The 23507-nt window shown below is 68.9% G+C and carries 25 protein-coding genes; 12 read left to right on the forward strand and 13 right to left on the reverse strand.

The window, feature by feature from the left end:
* Positions 1-82: 82 nt before the first annotated feature.
* Both ABZ194_RS18715 and ABZ194_RS18720 read right to left on the reverse strand, forming a co-directional pair.
* Positions 83-839 (reverse strand): IS5 family transposase gene (locus ABZ194_RS18715; protein ID WP_355597797.1). Its coding sequence is split into 2 segments (ribosomal slippage): positions 83-488 and positions 487-839, totalling 759 coding nucleotides; the frame shifts between segments, so codons are not numbered across the junction.
* Between the two features lie 30 nt (positions 840-869).
* The gene (locus ABZ194_RS18720; RefSeq protein WP_355597799.1) at positions 870-1193 is read right to left on the reverse strand and encodes a hypothetical protein; all 324 of its coding nucleotides are present in this window, start codon (positions 1191-1193) and stop codon (positions 870-872) included.
* A gap of 399 nt (positions 1194-1592) precedes the next feature.
* Between ABZ194_RS18720 and ABZ194_RS18725 the strand changes: the two genes are divergently transcribed.
* The 3 genes from ABZ194_RS18725 (at position 1593) to ABZ194_RS18735 (ending at position 4125) form a co-directional block, all read left to right on the forward strand.
* Entirely contained in the window at positions 1593-2495 is a 903-nt protein-coding gene (locus ABZ194_RS18725) for a hypothetical protein (protein WP_355597801.1), read from the forward strand.
* 302 nt (positions 2496-2797) lie between these two features.
* The gene (locus ABZ194_RS18730; RefSeq protein WP_355597803.1) at positions 2798-2920 is read left to right on the forward strand and encodes a hypothetical protein; all 123 of its coding nucleotides are present in this window, start codon (positions 2798-2800) and stop codon (positions 2918-2920) included.
* Positions 2917-4125, forward strand: coding sequence for a methyltransferase domain-containing protein (locus ABZ194_RS18735; RefSeq protein WP_355597805.1), 1209 nt, complete (start codon positions 2917-2919; stop codon positions 4123-4125). Before ABZ194_RS18730 ends, ABZ194_RS18735 begins: the two co-directional genes overlap by 4 nt.
* Before the next feature lie 80 nt (positions 4126-4205).
* Here ABZ194_RS18735 and ABZ194_RS18740 read toward each other — a convergent pair whose 3' ends face one another.
* Both ABZ194_RS18740 and ABZ194_RS18745 read right to left on the reverse strand, forming a co-directional pair.
* Positions 4206-5096 carry an aminoglycoside phosphotransferase family protein gene (locus ABZ194_RS18740; protein ID WP_355597807.1) on the reverse strand — a complete coding sequence of 297 codons (891 nt, stop codon included), beginning with the start codon at positions 5094-5096 and terminating at the stop codon, positions 4206-4208.
* Positions 5097-5133: 37 nt separating this feature from the next.
* Positions 5134-5625, reverse strand: coding sequence for a hypothetical protein (locus ABZ194_RS18745; protein WP_355597809.1), 492 nt, complete (start codon positions 5623-5625; stop codon positions 5134-5136).
* A 276-nt stretch (positions 5626-5901) separates the two neighbouring features.
* Between ABZ194_RS18745 and ABZ194_RS18750 the strand changes: the two genes are divergently transcribed.
* From ABZ194_RS18750 to ABZ194_RS18770, 5 genes are all read left to right on the forward strand, one after another.
* A complete protein-coding gene (locus tag ABZ194_RS18750; protein ID WP_355597811.1) occupies positions 5902-7095 on the forward strand; it encodes a helix-turn-helix transcriptional regulator in 1194 nt (397 codons plus the stop codon).
* Between the two features lie 208 nt (positions 7096-7303).
* Positions 7304-7666 carry a hypothetical protein gene (locus ABZ194_RS18755; protein WP_355597813.1) on the forward strand — a complete coding sequence of 121 codons (363 nt, stop codon included), beginning with the start codon at positions 7304-7306 and terminating at the stop codon, positions 7664-7666.
* On the forward strand, positions 7650-7865 hold the full coding sequence (locus ABZ194_RS18760; protein ID WP_355597815.1) for a hypothetical protein: 216 nt from the start codon (positions 7650-7652) through the stop codon (positions 7863-7865). The genes ABZ194_RS18755 and ABZ194_RS18760 overlap by 17 nt, the downstream gene beginning before the upstream one ends.
* A 313-nt stretch (positions 7866-8178) precedes the next feature.
* Positions 8179-8583 carry a hypothetical protein gene (locus tag ABZ194_RS18765; RefSeq protein WP_355597817.1) on the forward strand — a complete coding sequence of 135 codons (405 nt, stop codon included), beginning with the start codon at positions 8179-8181 and terminating at the stop codon, positions 8581-8583.
* Between the two features lie 215 nt (positions 8584-8798).
* The gene (locus ABZ194_RS18770; protein WP_355597819.1) at positions 8799-9194 is read left to right on the forward strand and encodes a hypothetical protein; all 396 of its coding nucleotides are present in this window, start codon (positions 8799-8801) and stop codon (positions 9192-9194) included.
* 102 nt (positions 9195-9296) lie between these two features.
* Here the strand turns inward: ABZ194_RS18770 and ABZ194_RS18775 are convergent, their stop codons facing one another.
* Both ABZ194_RS18775 and ABZ194_RS18780 read right to left on the reverse strand, forming a co-directional pair.
* A complete protein-coding gene (locus tag ABZ194_RS18775) occupies positions 9297-10160 on the reverse strand; it encodes a class F sortase (protein WP_355597821.1) in 864 nt (287 codons plus the stop codon).
* 16 nt (positions 10161-10176) lie between these two features.
* Positions 10177-11193, reverse strand: a complete 1017-nt coding sequence (locus ABZ194_RS18780; RefSeq protein ID WP_355597823.1) for a hypothetical protein — start codon at positions 11191-11193, stop codon at positions 10177-10179.
* A gap of 633 nt (positions 11194-11826) precedes the next feature.
* On the opposite strand from ABZ194_RS18780, the gene ABZ194_RS18785 reads away from it, so the two are divergent.
* Positions 11827-12972 (forward strand): acyl-CoA dehydrogenase family protein, encoded by a 1146-nt coding sequence (locus tag ABZ194_RS18785; RefSeq protein ID WP_355597825.1) that lies wholly within the window; start codon positions 11827-11829, stop codon positions 12970-12972.
* A gap of 149 nt (positions 12973-13121) precedes the next feature.
* Here the strand turns inward: ABZ194_RS18785 and ABZ194_RS18790 are convergent, their stop codons facing one another.
* Positions 13122-13664: a hypothetical protein gene (locus ABZ194_RS18790; protein WP_355597827.1), complete on the reverse strand. Its 543-nt coding sequence runs from the start codon at positions 13662-13664 to the stop codon at positions 13122-13124.
* Between the two features lie 139 nt (positions 13665-13803).
* Here ABZ194_RS18790 and ABZ194_RS18795 point away from each other — a divergent pair, with 139 nt between their 5' ends.
* Entirely contained in the window at positions 13804-13965 is a 162-nt protein-coding gene (locus tag ABZ194_RS18795) for a hypothetical protein (RefSeq protein ID WP_355597829.1), read from the forward strand.
* A gap of 30 nt (positions 13966-13995) precedes the next feature.
* Here the strand turns inward: ABZ194_RS18795 and ABZ194_RS18800 are convergent, their stop codons facing one another.
* The 4 genes from ABZ194_RS18800 to pdxH form a co-directional block, all read right to left on the reverse strand.
* Positions 13996-16230, reverse strand: a complete 2235-nt coding sequence (locus ABZ194_RS18800; RefSeq protein WP_355597831.1) for a SpoIIE family protein phosphatase — start codon at positions 16228-16230, stop codon at positions 13996-13998.
* A gap of 120 nt (positions 16231-16350) precedes the next feature.
* Positions 16351-17055 (reverse strand): metal-dependent transcriptional regulator, encoded by a 705-nt coding sequence (locus ABZ194_RS18805; protein ID WP_355597833.1) that lies wholly within the window; start codon positions 17053-17055, stop codon positions 16351-16353.
* 157 nt (positions 17056-17212) lie between these two features.
* Positions 17213-18460, reverse strand: coding sequence for an MFS transporter (locus ABZ194_RS18810; RefSeq protein ID WP_355597835.1), 1248 nt, complete (start codon positions 18458-18460; stop codon positions 17213-17215).
* 60 nt (positions 18461-18520) lie between these two features.
* Entirely contained in the window at positions 18521-19174 is a 654-nt protein-coding gene (gene pdxH / locus ABZ194_RS18815) for a pyridoxamine 5'-phosphate oxidase (RefSeq protein ID WP_355597837.1), read from the reverse strand.
* A gap of 169 nt (positions 19175-19343) precedes the next feature.
* Between pdxH and ABZ194_RS18820 the strand changes: the two genes are divergently transcribed.
* Both ABZ194_RS18820 and serC read left to right on the forward strand, forming a co-directional pair.
* A complete protein-coding gene (locus ABZ194_RS18820) occupies positions 19344-20450 on the forward strand; it encodes a citrate synthase 2 (protein ID WP_355597839.1) in 1107 nt (368 codons plus the stop codon).
* 204 nt (positions 20451-20654) lie between these two features.
* Positions 20655-21764 carry a phosphoserine transaminase gene (gene serC, locus ABZ194_RS18825; RefSeq protein ID WP_355597841.1) on the forward strand — a complete coding sequence of 370 codons (1110 nt, stop codon included), beginning with the start codon at positions 20655-20657 and terminating at the stop codon, positions 21762-21764.
* Positions 21765-21879: 115 nt separating this feature from the next.
* Here the strand turns inward: serC and ABZ194_RS18830 are convergent, their stop codons facing one another.
* Together ABZ194_RS18830 and ABZ194_RS18835 are read right to left on the reverse strand one after the other, a co-directional pair.
* On the reverse strand, positions 21880-22527 hold the full coding sequence (locus tag ABZ194_RS18830; RefSeq protein ID WP_355597843.1) for a rhomboid family intramembrane serine protease: 648 nt from the start codon (positions 22525-22527) through the stop codon (positions 21880-21882).
* 212 nt (positions 22528-22739) lie between these two features.
* Positions 22740-23504: a crotonase/enoyl-CoA hydratase family protein gene (locus ABZ194_RS18835; RefSeq protein ID WP_355597845.1), complete on the reverse strand. Its 765-nt coding sequence runs from the start codon at positions 23502-23504 to the stop codon at positions 22740-22742.
* Positions 23505-23507: the final 3 nt, after the last annotated feature.

Genomic DNA, 23507 nt, shown 5'->3' on the forward strand with positions numbered 1-23507 from the left:
TGGCAGTACTGGTCCCGCCCCGGCTTTGTCAGGGCTGCTTCCCGCCCTCCCCGGCACCTCCCGGATCAGGCTGCCCTCAGCTTCAACCCCCTGCTACGACAGCGAGTTGGTGCAGGTTTCTCACCTCCACACGATCAACAAGCGCCTCACGGCGCACCCGTTCGACGACCCAGCGGTGACGGCCGAGCCTGTGGCCGGACTCGATGCCCCGGCGGGCGATGCGCGAGACGATGCCGCGGCTGCGCAGGAAGATCCGCAGGTGGGGGTAGTCGTAGCCCTTGTCCCCATGCAGCTTGGCGGGCCGGCGGCGTCGTGGCTCGCGCCGGGAGCGGATCGGCGGGATACTCCGTATCAGCGGTTGCAGGGCCAGGCTGTCGTGAGTGCCGGCCGCGCTGATCGCGATAGCGAGCGGCAGGCCGGTGCGCTCGGTGATGAGGTGGATCTTCGAGCCTTTCTTACCGCGATCGACGGGGCTGGGGCCGGTCAGGCCCCCCTTTGACCGCGCGCACGCTGACCGAGCCGATCGCGCACCGCGACCAGTCCAGCTCGCCTCGGGCGCCGAGTTCGTCCAGCAGGAGGCGGTACAGCTTGGCCCACACCCGGGAGGTGCTCCATTCGGCGAAACGGCGGTTGACCGTCTGCCAGGAGGCGCCGAAGACCGGCGGCAGCTGCCGCCAGGCGCAGCCGGTGGTGGCCACGTAGACGATGGCCGCAAGAATGACGCGGTCATTCACCCGTCGCCGCCCGCCGCCTTGCGGCCGGGCGGGCGCCGGGGGAACCACGCGCTGGAACAACTCCCACAGCTCGTCGGGCACCAGTCGTTGAAGGAACGCATCCACGAGTGATCTAACGACCGATCGCCAAATGAGTCACGGCCTAAACATCCCGACCACATCAGGCGTCCCAATCACATCAAATGTCCCAACCGCCGGGGTGTCTCCCAGGGGAACGGACGGGAAAGTGCCGCAACCGTCGACGCCCAGCAACGGCTCGCCGCCGAGGACACAGCCGAACGGCCGGCGCAGCATCCACTGGAACGGCGTGCATCTCGACGGCAATCCCAACGAGGACGGCTGCATGTTTATCACCAACGGCACCGCCACCACCGGAGTCGTCGAATCGGTTTCCTTCACCGTGATCTCCGGCCCGAGGTCGGCCGCCGCCCGCGCCAACGTCACGCACTGCGCGCCCACCGGAGCTCCCCCGTGTAATGGGATACGACTGGGGGCCGGCAGCTCGTGCCTCGCGGGAGCGATCCTCACCGGCGACGCCTCGCCGACCCCCTATCTCGTTCAGGCGGCGGTCCACTTCCGATACGTGTGTGTCACCGTGGAGGACACACCCTGCAACGAGGTGAAGGACTGGCAGGGGCCGCCTCCGACATTGGGAGCGCCGGTCGAGATCAGCGGGACGACCACTGACGTCCCTCAGATCGAGGTATACGTCGGCTCTTCCTCCTCCCCTTCCCCCTCCTCCTTGTCTTCCCCTTCCTCCTCGCCCCCGCCCTCGCCGTTGAGGGAAACATCCCCCGCCCCGTCTCCTACCACCATTCCGGAGAATCCCGGCCCGTCGACGGAGGAGCCGGAGGAGGAGTGACGAGCGAGGAACCGGCAGCGGAGGAACCGGCCCCGGCACCACAGGAACCGATCTCGACCCGGATCCAGCAGCTCACCGAGGCGATCGGCCCGACGACGCTGGCGACCGCGCTGCTGATCTACTTCGGCTATGTCGCAACGCGCGCCCGCTTCGACTACTTCGGTGTCTCCCTGGAGATGACAGGCCTGTCCAACCAGAGTCTGTTGTTGTACGGGCTTGAGGTCATCTACGTACCGGCAGCGCTGATCTTCCTGGGCGCGTTGCTGGTGGTCGGAGTCCACGTCGCCATGACGTGGCAGCTCGCCCGCCACCCGGACGACATCGCCAACACCTTTCTCGTGGCCGGGATCGAGCTCGTCGGCCTGCTCCTGATCGGCCGCGCACTGATCGGCGTGTTCGTCGAGGGCGCCGCCACAAGTGTGGTCATCGGCGTCACCCCGCTGTCACTGGCGTTCGGCCCGGCCACCGTGGTCTACGGCGTCTGGGCCTACGGAAAGAACCGCGATCGCCCGCTGGTGCCGCAACGTCTCGCCAGAAACAGTGTGATCTGCGCCATCGGCCTGGCCGTCGCAGGTCTGTTCTGGGCCTCAACCCAGGTCGCCTGGGCCTACGGCACCGGCAGAGGAGAGGAGGACGCCCACGACCTCGCCAAGCGCCCCGAAATCATCATCGACACCAAGGAGCCGCTGTCGGGGCTCCCGTCCGGCGTCACCCAGAGCGCTCTCAGGATCACCGGCAAGAATCCCGCCTTCGCCTACCGGTACCGAGGCTTCCGTCTGCTCCTGGCCTCCGACGGCCGTCTCTTCCTGGTCAGCGGGACCTGGACCCTCGGCCGTGACCAGACGATCGTCGTTCCCTACGACGACAAAACCCGGATCCAGCTTGTCTCCCAGCCGTGACGTCCTGGGCGAGACCCGCCGCAAAAATCCTCGCAGCACGGCCTTGCAAGCTCACGGCTGTTGTCCTTTCCTCCCACAGTCCCGCTGACAGAGTTGGCCACGTCAGGAGAGACCGGGCCCAGGTCGGCGGCGTGGTGGGCGGTCACGTGGTCGAACAGCGGGGTGAGCCGTCCCGCGCTCTGCCCGCTCCAGCCAGGCGATGCGTGAACCTATCGCGGAAACGCCTATCAGGCCCACTCTCCGAACTCTACGCTTACTGGCGAACACTCCGCGTCAGGAGCCCGGCGAGGGAGAGAAGACACATGGGAGAGCACCAAGGGAAGCCCGGCGAAAAAGAAGAGGACTTCGTGCCGCCACCGCAGACGAAGGAGAAGTCCGACGGCCGTCCCGACGACGGCAGGCATGCGAAGCCCAGCGCGAAGTGACCACCGGCGTGGGGCCGGGACGGCGGCGTCTGCGTGAGCACCTGCTGGCCTCCGGCGCGATGTCCCCGGACTGGGCACCCGCCTACGACGCCGTCCCCCGCGAGTTGTTCCTGCCCGAGGTGATGTGGCCCTCCGTCGAGGGACGGCGCATCGTGGTCTCCAAGGCCGACGACCCCGCCGAATGGCTGCGGTGGGCTGACGCGGATGTGCCCATCACCACGCAGTGGGACGACGGCCGTCACGACGGCCCCGAGCGCGGCGAGCTGGCGACCAGCTCCAGTTCGATGCCCGGTGTGGTGTTCGACATGCTCCGGGAGCTGTCGGTGTTCGACGGGGCGAGGGTGCTGGAGGTCGGTACGGGAACCGGTTGGTGCGCGGCCCTGTTGTCGGCCCGGCTGGGTGAGGACAACGTGGCGTCGATCGAGATCGACGAGGCGGTGGCCAAGACGGCGCGTACGGCGCTGGCCGCCGCCGGGTGGCATCCGCGGCTCGTCGTCGGTGACGGCCTGCTCGGCTGGCCGGAGCGGGCGCCGTACGACCGGATCCTCGTGACGGCGGGGGTGCGGGAGGTTCCGCGGTCCTGGATCGAGCAGACCCGGCCCGGCGGCGTGCTGGTAATGCCATGGGGGCCGGCCTTCACCGATCAGAACGCCCTCGTGCGGCTGGCCGTCGACGTCGACGGCGCCGCCGGCGGGCGTTTCGTCGGCCCCACCCGGTTCATGCACGTGCGTTCCCAGCGCGGCGAATGGCCCCGGCATCGGGACTACCTGCCCAACGGCTGGCCCGCCGACACCCGCGAGTCCACCACCTCGCTCACCGCGACCGACGTCCTGTCCGACGATTCCTACGCCGCGGTGGACTTCGTGCTCGGCCTGCTGATGCCCGAGTGCGTCTACACCCACGGGCGCTCTCCGCGCGGCACCATGACGGTATGGCTGTACGGCCTGGGTGACCTGTCGTGGGCGGCGGTGTACTTCAACGAGGACGACCCCTCGGCCTCGCGCGTCTCCCAGGGGGGACCGCGCAGCCTGTGGGGCGAGGCCGAGGCCGCTCACCGGTGGTGGAGCGCGCGGGGGCGGCCGGGACACGAGGAGTTCGGCCTCACCGTCACCGCCGACGGGCGACAGCGTGTGTGGCTGGGCGATCCGTCCGCCCTGATTCCGCAGGCTGAGGCATTGACTGGTACGGCAGCCGCCATTCGTTAGTTGAGCTGGGTATACGCGGTTACGAGACCACCAGCGGAATGATCGCCGCCCGGGTGCTCGATTCTCAGCAAGCGAGGCGGCTAGCGGGTGCGGTGCTCCACCCAGGCACGGCCGGCGTCGGCCGCGCGAGCACGTGACGCCCGGATGCGCTGAGGGCCGTTGCGGGCGACGAACTCCCGGAACAGGCTCCACACGGCCGCAAGACCGGTCACCGCGGTTTCCGGGGCGACTTTCCACACCGGGAGCCTCGCCGCTAGCGCCTCGGCCTCCGCCGGAGTGTGCCCGGCGGCGATGAGGCGGGGGATCAGCAGCGCGACCTCCGCCCATGCCGGTCCCTGGCAGGCCAGGCCCCAGTCGATAACGTGAAGGTGGTCCGTCCCGGCCAGGAGGTTGCCCTCGTGCAGGTCAGCGTGGAGCAGGGAGGTCCCGGTGAGCGCGTCCACCTCCAAGCCCCGGCGGGCGCTGCGGTACTGAGTCAGGCTCTCCAGGTCGGGCGGAGGGGCGGCGAGCAGCGCGTCGGCGCGGCGGACGAGAAAGGCCACGTTGTCGGCGAGGGGCGGCACATCGGCGCCCGGGTTGGGGGTGAGCCTCTCCCCCAGGAGCGCGACGACGTCAAGAAGAGCGACCACGTCAGGGGAGGGCGGCCCCAGATCGGCGGCGTGATGTGCGGTCACGTGGTCGAACAGCAGGGTGAGCCATCCCGCGTTCTGCCCGCTCCAGCACAGACGGGGCGTGGGCACCTCGGCGGGCAGTACGGCGTTGACGTGCCGTTCGCGCTGGTAGAGCACGGCCGAGGGGGAGTCGGCGGGCAGTGCCTTGAGGAAGAGGGGGCCTCGTTCGGTGTCCAGCCGTACGGCGATGCCTGCGGTCAACCCTGCGGGCACGGCGGTGACCTCACGGATGAAACCGCAGAAGTTCTCCACCTGAGCACGCACAGCGGCAGGAAGGTCGGTCCATTGGTGTTCGGTCACCCCAAGCACAGTACGCCGTCCGCAGGGCCGGGATCGACTAGTTACTGTCAGTGCACCCTTGGTGGCACTGGGAACACGGATCGGGTTTACACTTGCCCTCGCAGTTCGCCTTCACGGACCATAAATCATTGATCACTGGCAAACCCAGATCACGCATGACCGTGACAGTGGCGGAGGCGGTTGATCCGCTGCTGGGCCGATCGGGAGTGTCATCAGGAACATGATGGATGAATTGTCCCGCGACTCGGTGGCAAAAATCGGCATACTCACGGGTGTAAAGGACGAAGGCGTGCCAACCAAGGTCCACCAACTCAGAAGGAGCGAGCCGGACTGTCGGATGGGCGGCACATGCTGCCAGAAAGGCCAGTGTCTGTTCCATGATGGGCTCAGCGATGTCGGCGTGCTCCGGATGCTCAGCGGCGATGCGCTTGGTGAGCCGGGTAAACAGCTCAGGCGTGATCAATGTCCGGGGAGTAGCCGCAGAATCATTGGCAAGGCCGACCAAGCCCTTGCCGTACAGGTCGATCATGGGGTTTCCTCTCCGATCGCGTGCAGGACTAGCGACACACTCATTGCACATCGCCCGCCAATAGCGGTCAATAACAGTTTTCATCCGGCTCCACCGAAACTGACACCCAGCGCCATTCCTCTAGGTCAGCATGGTAAGGGACACCTTCCGGAACGGCCATCCTTGCCGGGGGATGAAAATTCTGTGGCCACTTCGGGACACAAATGAGCCCTGCGCACTTAATCTGAAGACGTTCCAGTTCTTCAGCGAAAGGGCAGGGCCATGTCTGACCGTAACATGACGGCCGAGCTTTCGGGGCTACTCAAATCCATTCGTAAGCGACGTGGTCTCACTCAAACCGAACTTGCCGAAAAGTCCGGTGTGTCGGCGAGTTGGATCAGTCAACTGGAGCGGGGAGCCGTCGAGGACACCCGACTGGAGACCGTCCACCGGCTCGCGAAGGCCTTGCGCGTGCCGACTTCGACCCTGCTCCCGGCAGGTGACGGTGCTCCCGCCCACACCTCCGACGTCGAACAGTGGACTCCCGTCCGACGTGCGCTGGAAGGCCAGTACGACGGGGCCGAACCCGAGGAGACCCCCACCCTGGAAGGGCTCACCGAGATCCTCACCGGCACCGCCGCGCCTGCGTTCGCAGCCACCCGTTACTCCACACTGCAAGCGATCTTCCCTCCCATGCTGCGCGACCTGGACCGGCTCGTGAACCTGTCGGAGGGGCAGGCCAAGGCCGACGCGCGCAAGCTCCGCTCGCAGGTGCTGCAGATCGCCGCCTGGCTCATGTCACACACCTGGCAGCACGAGGTGGCCGAGCAGGCCGTCGCCCTGGCCCTGGACGACGCCCCCGACGAGGAAACCGCCACGGCGGCGATCGACCTGAAGTGCTGGGGCCTGATCCGGCAGGGGCGGTTCGCGGAGACCCGGGATCTCGCCATTCGCTGGGCCGACGACATCGAGCCGCGCATGACCAAGGCCAGCCGCGGCGACCTGTGCGGCTGGGGCCGGATAATGCTCCGGATGTCGGTGGCCGCCTCCCGCGACAACCGGCCGGGCGAGGCGGAGAACGCCCTGCGGTTCGCGCAGATGGCCGCGGCCGGGGTCGGCCCCGACTACATCCGGGACGCCGGCAACTCGACCGTGTTCGGGCCGATGACGGTGGCCATGATCCGTTCGGAGAACGCCCTTATCCAGGACCGGCCCGAGGTGACCCTCAAAATCGGCGCGCGCATCGACCGCTCCAGGTTTCCGAGCACGCGAGTCTGGGCGCGCCACCGGCTCGATGTCGCCTCCGCATATGTCAGGACCGGTAACACCACGGAGGGGATGGAGATTCTGCAGGATATTCGCCGACGCACCCCGGAATGGATCACGACACAACGGTACGCACGCGACATTCTCGGAAAAGTCATTGAACGGCGCCGCACCCTCACTCCCGAGATTCGCGAACTCGCCGACGCGATCCGGCTGCCGTATTGACCGGAGAGAACCCGCCGTCACTGACAGTTAACCATCCAGTCTAAATAAACTGTGAGTGACTTACGGTGACGAGGGTTATACAGTTTTCCTGTGTCCCTCTTCCATTCAACGGCCACACAATTCGCGGCGGCTATGAAAACGCGCGAAAACAGGACCGGCGAAACTCTCATTCCGACCTTCGCCGGCCCGGTCACCCGCGAGGCCTACCATGCCTGACGCCGCCGCGACCACAGCCGTGTCGGGCGGCCGACGCCGGAAGTTCGTCTTCGGCCCCCGGCACAGGAGCGCCGTCGTCATGGCCGCCCAACTCCAGGACGCGCTGCTCGCACACGAGGTGAGGGCCGACGCCCACGTGCTCGCCTCCGGGCGCATCGCGCTCTCGGTCGCCCCCGGCCTGCTCGTCCGCACCGACGGCGAACACATCTGGTGGACGATTCAGGGGCCGGGCCGTCGCACCAGACCCCGGCTGGCCATGTACCGCACGCCGGTCCTGGCCGCCGAGCACCTCGCCAAGCACCTCATCCAGCAGCCGCCGGGTGCCCCGGAGCATCGCGATGCGCTCCCCCAATGACCTGATGGCCGACCCCACCGCCGAACGGATCCAGCCCCCGGCCAAGGGTGACCGACCGGTGGTGTGGCGGCTGTACGGCCACCACCCCGTCGCCTTCTCCTCCCGCTCCCCCGGCGGTCCGGCGATCGGGCCCGCGCCCTCGATCACCTGGCGGCGCGCCTCCACACCCAGGCCACCGGCCTCCGTACCCCGGCCATAGACCAGCGGCGGGCCCCATCCACCGCAGTGACCCCCTGCCCGCTTCCCCGGCACGAGGCAAAGGGGCCACGGCGGAGGCCCGCCGCTCCCAGTGGCCCCGGGAACACCCCCACTCCCCCCGCCCAGCCGCCAAAAGGAGGGGAGCCGGACGGGCGCTCCCGGGGCCACACCCCTACCCACCGGCAACGGAACCGACCACCCCCGCAACCCCACCCCAGCCCCATACCCCAGCCCCGGCCCCCAGCCCCGCCTTCAGCCCACCGGCCACGAAACACCATCCCGCCCCCCGCATCGCATCGGCAAAGGAGCCCACCGTGATCCTCTTCCCGCTCCCCCCGACAGCCCCACCGGACGCGGCCCTCCACCGGCCGCGCACCGCCGCCGTCGCCGCCGCCGGCCGCCTGCAACAGGCCCTGCACCACCACGGCGTCCACACCTCCACCGCCTACGACGACGGACTACCCCGCCTGCACATCAAAAACGACCTCACCATCTGGACCGACCCCACCGGCCACACCTTCTTCTGGTCCGCCCACCCCGGCCAACGCGCCGAACACGCCCCCGCCACCCAGATCGACCACATCGCCGCCCACATCGCCGCCCACATCGCCAACCACCTCACCACAACCGGCACCCCGGCCAAACCAGAGGCGGCGGAGGCGGAGGCGGACCCAGCAAAGGCCGCGGAAACGGCGAACCCGGCGGAAACGGCGAACTGAGACCGGCGCGGCGGCCGGACAGGAAGGCAAGCCCAGTGGGGGGCCGCCTCCCACCACCGCCGCCGCGCCCCCTTTCCGCGCCTCCCAGGGACACCGAAAGGACGGGACACGCGGAAAGACAGGTGCGGGCCGGTCCCAGGGGTGGCACTCAACCGGCCCGCACCACCCTCTCGCAACTCCACCAGGCCAGCCCCACCACACCCACCGGAGAGGCCATGCCCGCCCCCGACACCCCCGACCTTGGCCCCACCCCCAGCCCCGGCTTCGACCCCGGTCCAGGCCCCGGCCCCGGCCCCGGCTTCGACCCGAGCCTTGATCCCGCCCCCGGCCCCGGCTCCCGTCCGGGCCCTGATCTCACCCACGGCCCCGGCTCGGCCGACACCGCCCGCGACCTGGAGGCCCGCAACCCCGGCTGGGCCATCCTCTGGCGCCCCTGGGCCCGCCGCTACTGGGCCTTCCCCTGCTGGATCACCACCCACCCCGAACCCATCGAAACCCGAAACCCCCACGACCTCATCAACCTCATCCAGCAAACCGAACTCCACCACCCACCACCCGGCGGCCCCCGCCACCCACCCCCCTACCAGCACAACCCGCGACCGACCGCGTGAAGCGGGAAAACGGAGCGGGGAGAGGGCGTCCAGGCAACCAGGCCCGCCGCTGTCAGCTCCAGGGGTCGCAGGCGGGATGGTGGACGATGTGGTCAGACGCGGTCAGGCCCGGCCGGTCTTCGACAGGGTCGCGTAGACGATGATGTTGTCGGTGTAGTGATGGGTCTCACGGTTGTAGACGCCGCCGCAGGTGATCAGCCGCAGGGTCGCCTCACCCGTGTTCCCGTAGACCCGCCTCGACGGGAACGTCTTCTTACTGACCTGTTCCACCCCGTCCACCGTGAACTCCGCGACGGTCCCGTCCGACCGGAACACCCTGATCTTGTCTCCGCGCCGGATCTCCTTGAGGCGGCTGAAGACTGCGGCTCCGGCGCGGGTGTTCACGTGCCCCAGCAGCACCGAGGGGCCCTGCTGGCCGGGGATCGGGCCGAGTTTGTACCAGCCGGCCTGGTTCGGCTTGCTCAGCGGCGGGGTCTCGATCTCCTTCTTGGCGTCCACGCCGAGCGGCATCAGCGGAGCCAGGACACCGATCTTCGGGATGGCCAGCCGGGTCGGCTGTACGCCCTCGCCCTTGAGCGGCGCCGGTGGTTTGACGACGGGCAGCGGCGGGGGCGCGGTGGGGGCCGCGGCCGTCAACGGCACGTCCAGCCCGCCCGGCCCCACACTCGACGGCAAGGTCGTCGCGGGCTCCGGCCGCTGCTCCGGCCGCTCCGGGGCCGTCTGCTCCCCCGGCTCCGGAACATTCTCCAGGAACAGGGTGTTCGCCGCCTGCGGCACGGGAGGTCCGTACGACTCGTCCTCGGCCGCCGGCGACAGGTAGGTGAGCAGCCCCGCCATGATCGCGGCCACTCCGCCGAGCGAGCCGACCACGAGCAGGGTGGGGAGCAGGATGCTTCCCCTGCTCCTGGCCGCCCGGCTGTCGCCGTAATAAGCGTCCGGATCGTCCTGCGAAGGCCCTGGATACATCCCGGCCCCTCCTTACCTATCTTCGACCACGCACGTGCGCCGCCCGGCGCCTCTTCAGGGCCACTCCACCGAACACGCTGCCGAGAAGCATGGCAGTTCCCCCGCTGATCAACCCCATCCCTGAGGGACGGCCCTCATCGGGGGCCTCACCGGTATGGGCGCCTCCCGTGGGCGTCACGAACACCTGGGGAGCGGTCGGGGTGGGCCGGGTGGGGGTCACGGTCGCCGTCACGGTCAGCGTGGGCTTGGGGGTGGCGGTGGAGGCCGGCGGGGTGGTCGTGTAGGTGACCCCGGGGGTAGGCGTCTTGGTGACCGTGACCGTCGGAGTCGGAGTGGGAGACGGACTGACGGGCGTCCTGTCCACCTTTACCTTCAGCGTTCGAATCACAGTCTCGCTCGCCGGCTTGCAGACCACTCGGTAGGGGGACGGCTCATCGGCCGCAACGGTGGAAGAGTAGACCTTGAACGCGTCTACACGCATCGCGTTGTCGGACGCATTTTTCAACGTCAGAATGTGCTTCCCGTACGGGAGATTGGTTTTCGACCAGAGCGACTGCTTTACATACACGGTGTCACCGGTAATGGGCTGGCCATTATAAATCGAGGCGTTGACGGTGTCGGTGATGACCGGAGGCTTCGGCTCGGCCTGCGTTTCCAAGGAAACGTCTACGGCCCCCACGCCCTTGGCTCGCTCACCGAAATACTCTATGCCCGTTCCGATGAACTCGACTGTGGCGGTCGCACCCCTGGTCTTGGTCTCATGAATATCGTTACCGTAAGCCCTGTCATCAGGCTCTCTGTCCTGGCCTCGCGCTTCCTGGGTCCATCCTCCCCCCGGAGACGGCCCAAACCGAACGACATGAGGATCGTCCGAGCTCGGCCCGCCGGGGTCGCTGTCGTTGATCAAACGTTCGGCAGGGGCGAAGTCGACAGAAATATCTCCCGGAATGATGTCGGCGGTTCCGCCTTTCGGAGCCGTCACCTGGCCGGAAAGATCTTGTGGGATCTCAATTTGATCGTCGGCCTTAATCACAGAAAGATCTCTACGCCCCAGCGATGGGAGGGTGAGATAGGTCCGGCTGTTTTCTTCCCAGAGTCCAGTGATCTTAGAAGTCGCCGTGGCGAGGAAGTGCCCCCCCTTGGGAAAATCTCCGGGGGATGCCAGCTTGAAAGACCCCAGCTTCCACTTAACAACCAGTGGCCGATCCACATAAACCGGGCCGGGGACCGCGACCGTCACGGAAACCCGGCCGACTGGACCCTCGCCTTTGTGGCAGTCATAGAGATACGGCTCGTAGTCATCCGCGGCACTTGGGGGTGGAGAGGCTACGAGCAGCGCTCCCCAGATGAGACCGAGGGTCGAAACGACAAGAGATCTACGGAGCCCTGTTCCCCTGCGAAACATCGCGCACTCCGATCGTCGGCACCTGGTTACAAAGTGGTCATCTGATCACAAACTAGGCCCGGATCGTACTGCCCTCGGATGTCCCCTCGCAGGGGGATGACAAGACCCCCAGGAGACTGTGGCAAACCTGTGATCTGTCCGGGTTGCGAACGAAAACGGTACACAACCCTCACCAACTGGGCATATTCAAAGGCGCACCCGCCTGTACCTGAAAGTAACAGAATTGTATTCTGTTACTACAGGCTCCTGAGGAGGCAGTCAATGGAACGAGACATTTTCCAGGAGGAGCACCTGCTCTTCCGTGAGACCGTGCGCGAGTTCCTGGCCCGCGAGGTGGTGCCTCACCACGCCCAGTGGGAGAAGGACGGCATCGTCCCACGCGAGGTGTGGAAGAAGGCCGGAAAGATCGGGATGTTCGGTTTCGGGGTGCCGGAGGAGTACGGCGGGGCGGGGGTCAAGGACTTCCGCTACAACGCTGTGATCGTGGAGGAGATCATGGCGATCGGGGCGACCGGCCTGGGTTACTCCCTGCACAACGACGTGATGGCCCCCTACTTCGTCGATCTCACCAACGACGAGCAGAAGGCCCGCTGGCTGCCCGGGTTCGTGAGCGGTGAGCTGATCACGGCCGTCGCGATGACCGAGCCCGGGGCGGGCAGCGACCTTCAGGGCATCCGGACCACCGCGGTGCGCGAGGGGGACGACTACCTCCTCAACGGCCAGAAGACCTTCATCACCAACGGCATCAACTCCGACCTGGTCGTCGCGGTCGCCAAGACCGACCCGGAGGCGGGCGCCCGGGGCATCTCGCTGTTCGTGGTCGAGCGGGGCATGGAGGGCTTCGTCCGGGGTCGCAACCTCGACAAGATCGGCATGCACGCCCAGGACACCGCGGAGCTGTTCTTCGAGAACGTCCGGGTGCCCAGGGCCAACCTGCTGGGCGAGAAGGAGGGCCGGGGCTTCTTCCAGCTCATGGCCAACCTGCCGCAGGAGCGCCTGTCGATCGCCGTGATGGCCGTGGCCGCCGCCGAGACCGTCCTGCGGCAGACCATCGAATACTGCAGGACCCGGAGGGCGTTCGGCCGCGCCATCGGCGGCTTCCAGAACACCCGGTTCGTGCTCGCCGAGCTGGACACCGAGGTCGAGATCGCCCGGCACTACGTGGACAGGTGCGTCCTGGCGCTCAACGCCGGCCGGTTGAACGCCGTGGACGCCGCCAAGGCGAAGTGGTGGACCACCGAGCTACAGCACAAGGTGATCGACCGCTGCCTCCAGCTGCACGGCGGCTACGGCTACATGACGGAGTACCCGGTGGCCAGAGCCTGGATGGACAGCCGCGTTCAGACGATCTACGGCGGCACGACCGAGATCATGAAAGAGATCATCGGCCGCTCGTTCGACTTCTGAACCCAACTTCTGAACCCGATTTCCGCACCGTGCCCTCCGAGAGGATCGGGGTTCCGGCGCCCCTCAGGGGAAGGCCCCTCGGCCGTCCCTTCGGAGAGATCGGGATCCGGACACCCCTCCAGGCTCCGGACAGATCGGGACCTCGGAGGTCAATCCTTGACGATCTCCTCGATCCGCACGGCCATACCGTCCGAGACCATTACCTTGGCGTAGAACGAGACGCCCGCCTTGAGGGCCTTCGCCAGTTGCCTCGATGAGCACCGGTGCGGGATCGCCCCCTCGGCGCAGACGCTCCCCTGCGTGTCGAGCACCACCGTGTCGCCGGTGAGCAGCGCCTCCTTCACGCCCCGGCCGGTGTCCACCACGATCGACCCGGTGCCCAGCAGACTGAGCTGCCCGGTCTCCTCGGCGTCGATCTCTCTGATCCCGGAGACGTTCCCCTCGCCGAGCGGCGTCTCCCGCGAGGGCGTCGCGGTCCCGCCCGGGGTCGTGATCCCGCCCGGTGTCACGGCGTCCGGGGTCACAGCCTCACCGGGGGACGCGGCACCCGGAGACGTCACGGAGGCGGAGGCCGCCGGTGAACCGGAGGCCTCGACAGGCGAACCGTCCCCGCCCGAACAGGCGGACAGCCCCGCGGCCAGCACGGCCCCCAGCAGGACCGGCAGCACACGTGTCATCTTCGCTCTGGTCACGTGGGCAACCATGCCACGGGGCCCCGTGCCGTGGTTAATCCGTGCCCGGCCGTCATCCGATCGTCGTCGCGGTTAATCATCACAAGATCCTCACCGCCGGCGCATACTGGTCAGCGTAGGCTTCCCAGAGGCGGTGTTGATGGACAGCGGACTGATCTTGCTGATCTTCCTGGCGTTCCTGTTCGCCTGGGGGCTCAACCGGCTACGGCGGGCCGTACGGCTCGGCCCGATCGCCTACGCGGGCATCATGGTGGTGTTCATCCTGGTGATGCTCGCCCTGTGGGGACAGACGTTCCGCTAGGGGACGGCCTGTCCTCACGTCCAGGAGGGCTCAGCGGGTCTTGGTGGGGATCTCGAACCAGACGGCCTTGCCCTCCTTGGTGGGGCGTGAGCCCCAGCGCTTGGCGAGCTGGTCGACGAGGTAGAGCCCTCGGCCACCCTCGTCGTTCTCTCCGGCGCTGCGGATGCGGGGCAGGCGCAGGTCCTGGTCGAAGACCTCGACCCAGACCGACTCGCCGCCCCGGCGGAGGCGGAGCGTGAACTCCTTCTCGTTGACGATCTCCTCGTCGAGGCTGTCGAAGCCGGAGACGTCCCAGGACTCCTCGAACGGGATCGGCGCGGCGGCGCCCACCACGAGCCCTCGTCGCGGGACACTGGAGTTGGCGGCGTGCAGCACGACGTTGGTGACCACCTCCGAGACCAGCAGGCAGGCCAGCTCGGCCGGCTCCTCGGGGACGTTCCACCCGGTGAACGCCTCCGCCGCCATCCGGCGGGCCTCGCCGACCATGATCGGCTGGGCCGGGAAGGTGCGCTCCTCCACGTCGAGGTCGTCGCGGGCGGACCTGACCACCAGGATCGCCATGTCGTCGTCGATGTCGCCGGGCACCGCGTCCGTCGCGGCCTGGGCGATGTGCTCCGCCGGGGCGTCGCAGGTGTCGGCGAGTCTCTCGCAGAGGATGTCGAGGTTCTCCTCGGCGCTGAGCGGCCGGCCGTCGGCGTCGCGGCTGGGACGGCGGTCCACCAGGCCGTCGGTGTAGAGCAGCAGCGCGGCCCCGGGGGGCAGCATCCGCGTCTCCTCCTTGTAGACCAGGTCGGCGTGGAGGCCGGTGGCGCGGACGCCGAGCGGCTGGCCGACCTCCTCGATGTGCAGCTCGGTGCAGGTGCCGTCGACGAGGAGCAGCGGCGGGGAGTGCCCGGCGTTGGCGAACGACAGCTGCCGCGACCAGGCGTCGTAGACGAGGTACTGGCAGGTGACGATGGGCGGGACGCTGACGTCGACGCCGCTGTCGTCCCTCTCGGGGATGGCGACGATGTTCGTCCACTCGTCGAGCTTGGCGAGGATCTCCGCGGGGGGCTTGTCATCCTGGGCGAAGGCGCGCAGCGCGGCCCGGAGCTGGCCCATGACGGCGGCGGCCTTGGGGCCTCGGCCCTCGACGTCGCCGATGACGATGCCGACCCGGCCCGCCGACAGCGGGATGACGTCGTACCAGTCGCCGCCGACCTGGGTCTGAATGCCCTGGCCGTGCGAGGCGAGCGGGGCCGCCGGGCAGTAGCGGACCGCGATCTCCAGCCCGTCGAGCTCGGGCAGCTCGGCGGGCAGCAGGTGCTTTTGGAAGGACTCCGCGGTGTGCCGCTCCTCCTCGAACAGCAGCGCGTTGTCCACGGCCAGCGCGACCCGGGTGGCGATGGTCCCGACGAAGTCACGGTCGAAGGCGTCGTAGTGGGGGCTGCGCCGGTCGGTCAGGTTGGACAGGCCGAGGTACATCAGCCCGAGGACCTCACCGCGCACGCAGAGCGGCGCCACGATGGCCGAGGTCATCCCGACCTCGGCCGCGAGGCGGGACTTGGCCGGGCCCGTGCTGGGGTAGTTGGTCTGGGAGAAGTCCTCGACCAGGACGGTCTCCTGACGGCGCAGCGCGATGTCGGCGTAGTGCCCCGCCGGGTAGTTGACCTCGGCGCCGAGCGGTGCCCAGGTGTCGGGCGGCGGCTTCCAGCCCGGCACGTGGGTGGAGACCCTGCGGGTCATCCGGTCGCCCTGCATCAGCTCGATGAAGCAGTGATCGGCGAACTGCGGGACGAGCATCTCGGCGACGCGCTTGAGGGTCTCCTCGACGTACAGCGAGCCGGCCAGCCGCTCACCGATCCGCTCCAGCAGGCCGAACCGGTCCTTCTCCCGCTCGTTGCTGCGCATCGCCTCGCGGGCGGTGATGACGATCCCCGTCACCGATCCGGACGGGTGCCGCAAAGGCACCGCCTGGGCTCGGACGTAGATGATCGTCCCGTCACCGCGCCTGACGTCGAAGGTGCCCTCCCAGACGCCGCCCTTGAGCACGTGCTTGGCGAGCTCCACGGCGAGCGGGTGATCCTTCTCCATGATGCCCAGGGAGCGCGACCGGTCGCGGCTCGAAGTGCCGGGGTGGCCGAACAGCCTCTCGGCGAACGGATTCCAGTACACGACGTTGCTGAAGCGGTCGGTGACGACCACCGCCATCTCGGCATGGTCAAGGACGGATCCGGCCGAAAGGTGGTCGGCGGCATCCTGTGACAGATCCCCCCACCGTTTCATCCGGTGACCACTCCTCGGGGAAGGCTGTGCGCAAAGCGAACCACGGTGGCTCCTGCTGCGGTCTCGGCAGGGGAGTAAGGGGTCTCCCGAGGGGAATTCAACCAACCAGAGGGGCAGTGGTCAGCGTGTGGAGACGAAAACGTGCGCGGCGATGTCTCGCGGAAGATCCGCCAGAGTATTCTCCGCCTCGTCGTCACCTGTCACCCGCACACCGTCGTCGCTCGCCGCGAGCGTTACCTCGCGTCCGGGTTGTATCCCAACTTGCTTGAGTTTAAGCATCACAGCCGGATCGCTTTGCACTTGTTCGCTAATTCGACGGACGACAACGGGTATATCTCTGGGTCCGGCCATCGCCGCCATGGACGGCAGGGACTGCCACTCCACCCTCGGAGCGTCCATCACACCGAGCTCCTCAAGGCCGGGGATGGGGTTGCCGTGCGGGTCCTCGGTCGGGTTGTTCAGCAGGCTGACCAGCCTCGCCTCCACCGATTCGGACATCACGTGCTCCCAGCGGCACGCCTCGATGTGCACCTCCTCCCAGGGCAGCCCGATCACCTGGGTGAGCAGGCACTCGGCGAGGCGGTGCTTACGCATGACGCGGGTCGCGAGCGTGCGCCCCAGCTCGGTCATGGTCAGGTGACGGTCACCTTCGACCCTGACCAGTCCGTCGCGCTCCATACGGGCCACCGTCTGGCTGACGGTGGGGCCGCTCTGCTGAAGCCGCTCGGCGATTCGCGCGCGCAGAGGGACGATTCCCTCCTCCTCCAGCTCGAAGATCGTGCGAAGGTACATCTCCGTGGTGTCGATCAGTCCGTGTGCGGTCAAGGCTCCTCCCGCCCTACTCGTTTCCGGGCCCGTCGCGGCGTCCTCCCCCGGGGACCGCGCGGGACCGAAAAGTCTCAGACCACGACCCTATTGCGAGATCCGCCCACGATGGTCATGGACGCCAACACCCGGACGCCTCGAATCCTTCCCGGCCTGGTCAAACACTCCGCGCCACGGGCCGGTAACTCCTGAAGGCCGGTACGGCCAGCCCGACGGCGAGCACGACGACCGCGCACGCGATCCCGCCGCCCACCCACGCCCCGGTGGCCCCGAACCACACCGCGCTCGCCCCGGCCCGCAGATCCCCCAGCCGGGGGCCGCCGGCGACCACGACCGTGAACACGCCCTGCATCCGCCCGCGCATGTCGTCGGGGGCGTGGGTCTGCAGGATCGTCTGCCGCCATACGGCGGAGACCAGGTCGGCGGCGCCGCCGAGCGCCAGCAACGCGACCATCAGCCACAGCTCGCCCACCAGCCCGGCCACGGCGACGCTGAGCCCCCAGGCGGCGATGACGAACGTCAGGGCCATGCCCTGACGCCGCACCCGCCCCACCCAGCCCGACAGCAGGCCGCCGGCCACCGAGCCGATCGAGATGCTCGCCGACAGCCAGCCGAACGCGATCGGCGAGCCGCCGAACCGCTCGGCGACGATCTCCGGGAAGAGCGCCCTGGGCAGCGCGAACGCCATGGCGATGATGTCCACCACGAACGACATCATCACCACCGGGTGCCCGGAGATGTAGCGCAGGCCGTCCACGACGGAGCGGAGGCCGGGGCGGGTCACCTCGCCGACCGGTTCGAGCGCGGGCAGCCGTACCGCGGCGTAGAAGCCGACGCCGAACAGCAGCGCATCGATCAGGTAGGCGGTGGCGACGCCGCCCTGGGCGAGTACCACCCCGGCGACCAGCGGGCCGACCACGGTGCCGAGGTTGCCCACCAGGAAGTTGAGGGTGTTGGCCGCCGGGACCAGTTCGACCGGGACCAGCCGGGGGACGATCGCCCCTCTGGTCGGCCCTGTGAGGGCGAATCCGGTGGCGTGCACGGCCACGGTGGCCAGCAGCAGCCCGACGTGGGCCACCCCCAGGGCGGCCTGGAGCAGCAGGCCGAGTGTCGCGGTCCAGGCGATCAGCGAGCCGATCAGGAGCAGCCTGCGCCGGTCCACCGCGTCGGCGACCGCCCCGCCCCAGAGCCCGAAGACCACCAGGGGGATCAGGTTGGCCGGGCCGAGCATGCCGACCCAGAACGACGACCCGGTGATGGCGTAGATCTGGGCGCTGACCGCCACCGAGGTGAGCTGGAAGCCGATGAACGACACGCCCTGGCCCATCCAGAGCCGCCGGTAGGCCGGGATCGCCAGTGGACGGGTGTCCACCGCCAATCGCCGTACGAAGTTCCCGAATGCCACGCCGCCCCCTCAGTCCCGCCGGACATATGGGGATATATCACTAAGGGCCGGGTAGGACGATCAGGGGGCCAGGCGTTCCACCATCCAGGAGGCACCGGAACGGCGATAACGGAGGCGGTCGTGCATGCGGTCAAGCTGCCCCTGCCAGAACTCCACCTCCAGCGGAACGACCCGGAAGCCACCCCAGAAGTCCGGCACCGGCGGATCCTCCGGCCAGCGGGCGGCCAGCTCCGCGTAACGGTCGTCCAGCTCCTGCCTGGAGTGCACGGCGGCGGACTGCCGCGACGCCCAGGCCCCGATGCGGGAGCCGTACGGGCGGGATCTGAAGTAGGCGGCCGACTCCGCGCGAGACAGCCGGGTCACCGAGCCCTCCACCCGCACCTGGCGGCGGATGGGGTGCCAGGGGAAGAGCAGGCCGGCCCGGGGGTTCTCCGCCAGGTCACGGCCCTTGCGCGACTCGTAGTTGGTGTAGAAGACGAACCCCTCCTCGTCATAGCCCTTGAGCAGCACGGTCCTGGCCGTCGGCAGCCCGCCGGCCGAGCTGGTCGCGACCACCATCGCGTTCGGCTCGGGAAGCCCGGCGGCCACGGCGTCGTCGAACCATCGGGCGAACTGGGTCACGGGGTCGGGGGCGAGGTCCTCCTCCAGCAGAGGCAGACCTTCGTAGGTACGGCGAAGCCCGGCCAACGAGGGCGGGCGCGATGTGGCATCCACAGGGAGGTATTCTCCCGTGCTTGACGCAAAGAGTACGCACCGCCCCCCACCTGGGGCGATTCCGTTCAGGAGGGTCCGGCGGCACACCGTCGCCCCTCGCAGGGTTGAATAAGACCCGCCGGTATCTCGACATCAAGGCTTTGACTTCAAGAAAGGGAGGCGGCCGCGAATGTCCGACTTCAAACCCGGTCTCGAAGGCGTAGTGGCTTTCGAGACGGAGATCGCGGAACCGGACAAAGAGGGGGGCGCCCTCCGCTATCGGGGCGTCAACATCGAAGAGCTGGTCGGACGTGTCACCTTCGGACACGTATGGGGCCTGCTCGTCGACAACAAGTTCCAGCCGGGGCTCCCCCCGGCCGAGCCCTACCCCATCCCCGTCCACTCCGGTGACATCCGCGTCGACGTGCAGAGCGCGCTGGCCATGCTGGCCCCCGCGTACGGCTTCCGCCAGCTGCTCGACATCGACGACGCCCAGGCGCGCGAGGATCTGGCCCGGGCCAGCGTGACCGCGCTCAGCTTCGTCGCCCAGTCCGCCCGCGGCCTCGGCCTGCCGATGGTCCCGCAGAGCCAGATCGACAAGGCCAACAGCATCGTCGAGCGGTTCATGACCCGCTGGCGGGGCGAACCCGATCCCAAGCACGTGCAGGCCATCGACGCCTACTGGACGTCCGCGGCCGAGCACGGTATGAACGCCTCCACCTTCACCGCCCGCGTCATCGCCTCCACCGGCGCCGACGTGGCCGCGGCGCTGAGCGGCGCGATCGGGGCCATGTCCGGACCGCTGCACGGCGGCGCCCCCGCCCGCGTGCTCCACATGATCGAAGGCGTCGAGAAGCTGGGCGACGCCAAGAAGTACGTCCAGCGGGAGCTGGACAAGGGCCAGCGCCTCATGGGCTTCGGCCACCGCGTCTACCGCGCCGAGGACCCCCGGGCCCGTGTGCTCCGCCGTACCGCCAAGGAACTGAACACGCCGCGGTACGAGGTCGCCGTGGCGCTGGAACAGGCCGCCCTGGAGGAACTGCACGCCCGCAAGCCCGACCGGGTGCTGGCCACCAACGTGGAGTACTGGGCCGCGGTCATCCTGGACTTCGCCGAGGTGCCCTCGCACATGTTCACCTCCATGTTCACCTGCGCCCGCACCGCCGGCTGGGCCGCTCACATCCTGGAACAGAAGCGTACGGGCAGGCTCGTCCGCCCCAGCGCCAGATATGTGGGCCCGTCGCAGCGCTCGGTCAAGGACGTCCCCGGCGGCGCCGCGGTCGTCGGCTCGTTCTGATCCGCCTCACCTGACCCCTACGACCTGACCCACCCGGTCGCTCCGACCGGCCCGGCCGGTCCGGTCCCACTCCGTACGGCTGTCGCGCGGCCCCTCGCGCGACAGCCGTTCTCCGCACGGGACGACCGTTTTCACGTGCACCACACCCATCTCAGATTACGGACCCCGGCCTGTAGCAATCGGCGGGCTCAGTAGGCTGGCCAGGTGGCTGACATCGTGATTCCCTCTGACATCAAGCCCGCCGACGGCCGCTTCGGCTGCGGGCCATCGAAGGTACGCCCGGAGCAGCTCTCGGCTCTGGCCGCCTCCGGATCCAGCGTGCTGGGCACCTCTCACCGCCAGAAGCCCGTCAAGTCGATCGTGGGGCGCGTCCGCGCGGGCCTGTCGGAGCTGTTCTCCCTCCCCGAGGGCTACGAGGTCGTCCTGGGCAACGGCGGCACCACGGCGTTCTGGGACATCGCCGCCTTCGGACTCGTCCGCGAGAGGTCGCAGCACCTGCACTTCGGCGAGTTCTCCTCCAAGTTCGCCTCCGTGGTGGCCAAGGCCCCGTGGCTGGGCGAGCCGACCGTGATCAAGTCCGAGGTCGGCAGCCACCCCGAGGCCCGCCTGGAGGAGGGCGTGGACGTCTACGCGCTCACCCACAACGAGACCTCGACCGGCGTGGCGATGCCGATCAGGCGCGTGGGCCAGGAGGGTTCGCTCGTCCTGGTCGACGCCACCTCCGGCGCCGGCGGCCTGCCCGTCCAGGCGAGCGAGTTCGACGTCTACTACTTCGCCCCGCAGAAGAGCTTCGCCTCCGACGGCGGCCTGTGGATCGCCCTGATGTCCCCGGCCGCGCTGGCCAGGGTCGAGGAGATCTCCGGCGGTGGCCGGTACGTCCCCGAGTTCTTCAGCCTGCCGGTGGCGATCGACAACTCCGTCAAGGACCAGACCTACAACACGCCCTCGGTCGCCACGCTGTTCCTGCTGGCCGACCAGATCGAGTGGATGAACGGCAACGGCGGCCTGGCCTGGACCACCGCCCGCACCGCCGACTCGGCCCGGCGGCTCTACACGTGGGCGGAGAAGACCTCCTACACCACGCCGTTCGCCGCGCCCGAGTTCCGCTCCAACGTGGTCGGCACCATCGACTTCGCCGACGAGGTGGACGCCGCCCAGGTCGCCAAGGTCCTGCGCGCCAACGGCATCGTGGACACCGAGCCCTACCGCAAGCTCGGCCGCAACCAGCTGCGCATAGCGATGTTCCCGGCCATCGACCCCGACGACGTCGAGGCCCTGACGAACTGCGTCGACCACGTGGTCGAGCGGCTCTAGGCCACCCACCGCGGGCCCCGGGGGGAGAGCCGGCCCCACCCCCGGGGCCCTTCGGCCGGCCCCGCGGGCCGCCGGGCGACAAGGGACGGGTGACGGAGGACAGGGGACGGGCGGATCAGTAGGCGGGCAGCGCGCTCCGGCGCCTGCGGCGCAGCACCCAGGCCGCCATGACCCCGCCGACCAGCCCGAACAGATGCCCCTGCCAGGAGATGCCGGCCTCGCCGGGGAGCACACCCCAGATGATCGAGTAGTACGCCGCCGCCACGCCGAGGCCGATGAGCACGTCGAGGACGCGGCGGTCGAACAGGCCCCGGGCGACGACGAGGCCGAAGTAGCCGAAGACCAGCCCGCTCGCGCCGACCGTGATCACCGACGGCGAGCTGGCGAACCAGACTCCCAGGCCGCTGACGACGATGATGATCAGGCTGGCGAGCAGGAACCGGCCGATCCCGCGCAGCGCGGCGAGGAAACCGAGGATCAGCAGCGGCAGCGAGTTGGCCATGAGGTGGCCGAAGCCCGCGTGCAGGAACGGTGCCACGAAGATCCCGCCCAGCCCCCGCGGATCCCACGACCTGATGCCGTAGGCGTCGAACTCGGCGGGGAGCACGTAGTCGGCGACCTCGATCACCCACATGGCCGCCACCAGGACGACGATGAGCATCGCGGCACCCACGGCACCCACGGCCAGGGTGCTCGCCCTGCGTCTGAGCCGCTCGCCGACGACCCCGTCCGCAGGGGTGATCCGGGTCCCGTAGTCGTTCACTGCACTCTCCTGGCCTCGGAGCGGTCACCTGGACGTCAAGTGCCCCCGCCGCACCCGTCCACACCTTTACCGTACGCACTTGTGGGGGTGGACGCGCCGGGGGCGACCACCTGAATCACCCCCCGGACGCTCCTGGGGCCTCCCGCGCGCCCCGCCCCCACCCCCGGCCGCGGACGGGCAGGGGGGCGGGGGACGGAGAGCGGCGGAAGGGGCTACTCGCCCTTCCAGCGGGGGGCGCGCTTCTCGGCGAAGGCCGCCGCGCCCTCCATCGCGTCCTGGGAGCCGAACACCGGGGTGATGATCTCCTGCTGCCTGGCGAACATCTCCTCCCGGCTCCAGTCGGCCGACTCGACGATCACGCGTTTGGTCGCGGCGACCGCCAGCGGGGCGTTCGCCGCGATCCGCCCCGCCAGCTCCAGAGCCCTGGGCAGCGCCTCGCCCGGGGGCGTGACGTGGTTGACCAGGCCGACCTCCCGCAGCCGGGTCGCCGGGAAGTGGTCGCCGGTCAGCGCGATCTCCATGGCGATGTGATACGGGATGCGCCGGGGCAGCCGCGCCGCGCCGCCCGCCGCCGCGACCAGGCCGCGTCTGGGCTCGGGCAGCCCGAACACGGCCTGCTCGGAGGCGACGACGAGGTCGCAGGCCAGTGCCAGCTCGAAGCCCCCGGCCAGGGCGTAGCCCTCGACCGCCGCGACGATCGGCTTCTTCGGCGGAGCCTCGACGAGGCCGGCGAACCCCCGGCCCTCGATGTACGGGAGGTCCCCGCTCAGAAAGCCCTTCAGGTCCATGCCCGCGCAGAACGTACCGCCCGCCCCGGTGAGAACGTAGGCAAATACGTCCCCGCGTCCCTCCATCTCGTCCAGCACCGCGGCGACGCCCCGGGCGACCGCGCCGTTGACGGCGTTTCTCGCCTGGGGACGGTTGATCGTGATGACGGCCACACCGCCGTCGACGTCGACCAGCACCTCGTCGGACACCGC

The sequence above is a fragment of the Streptosporangium sp. NPDC006007 genome (assembly GCF_040614315.1).
Lineage (GTDB): Bacteria > Actinomycetota > Actinomycetes > Streptosporangiales > Streptosporangiaceae > Streptosporangium.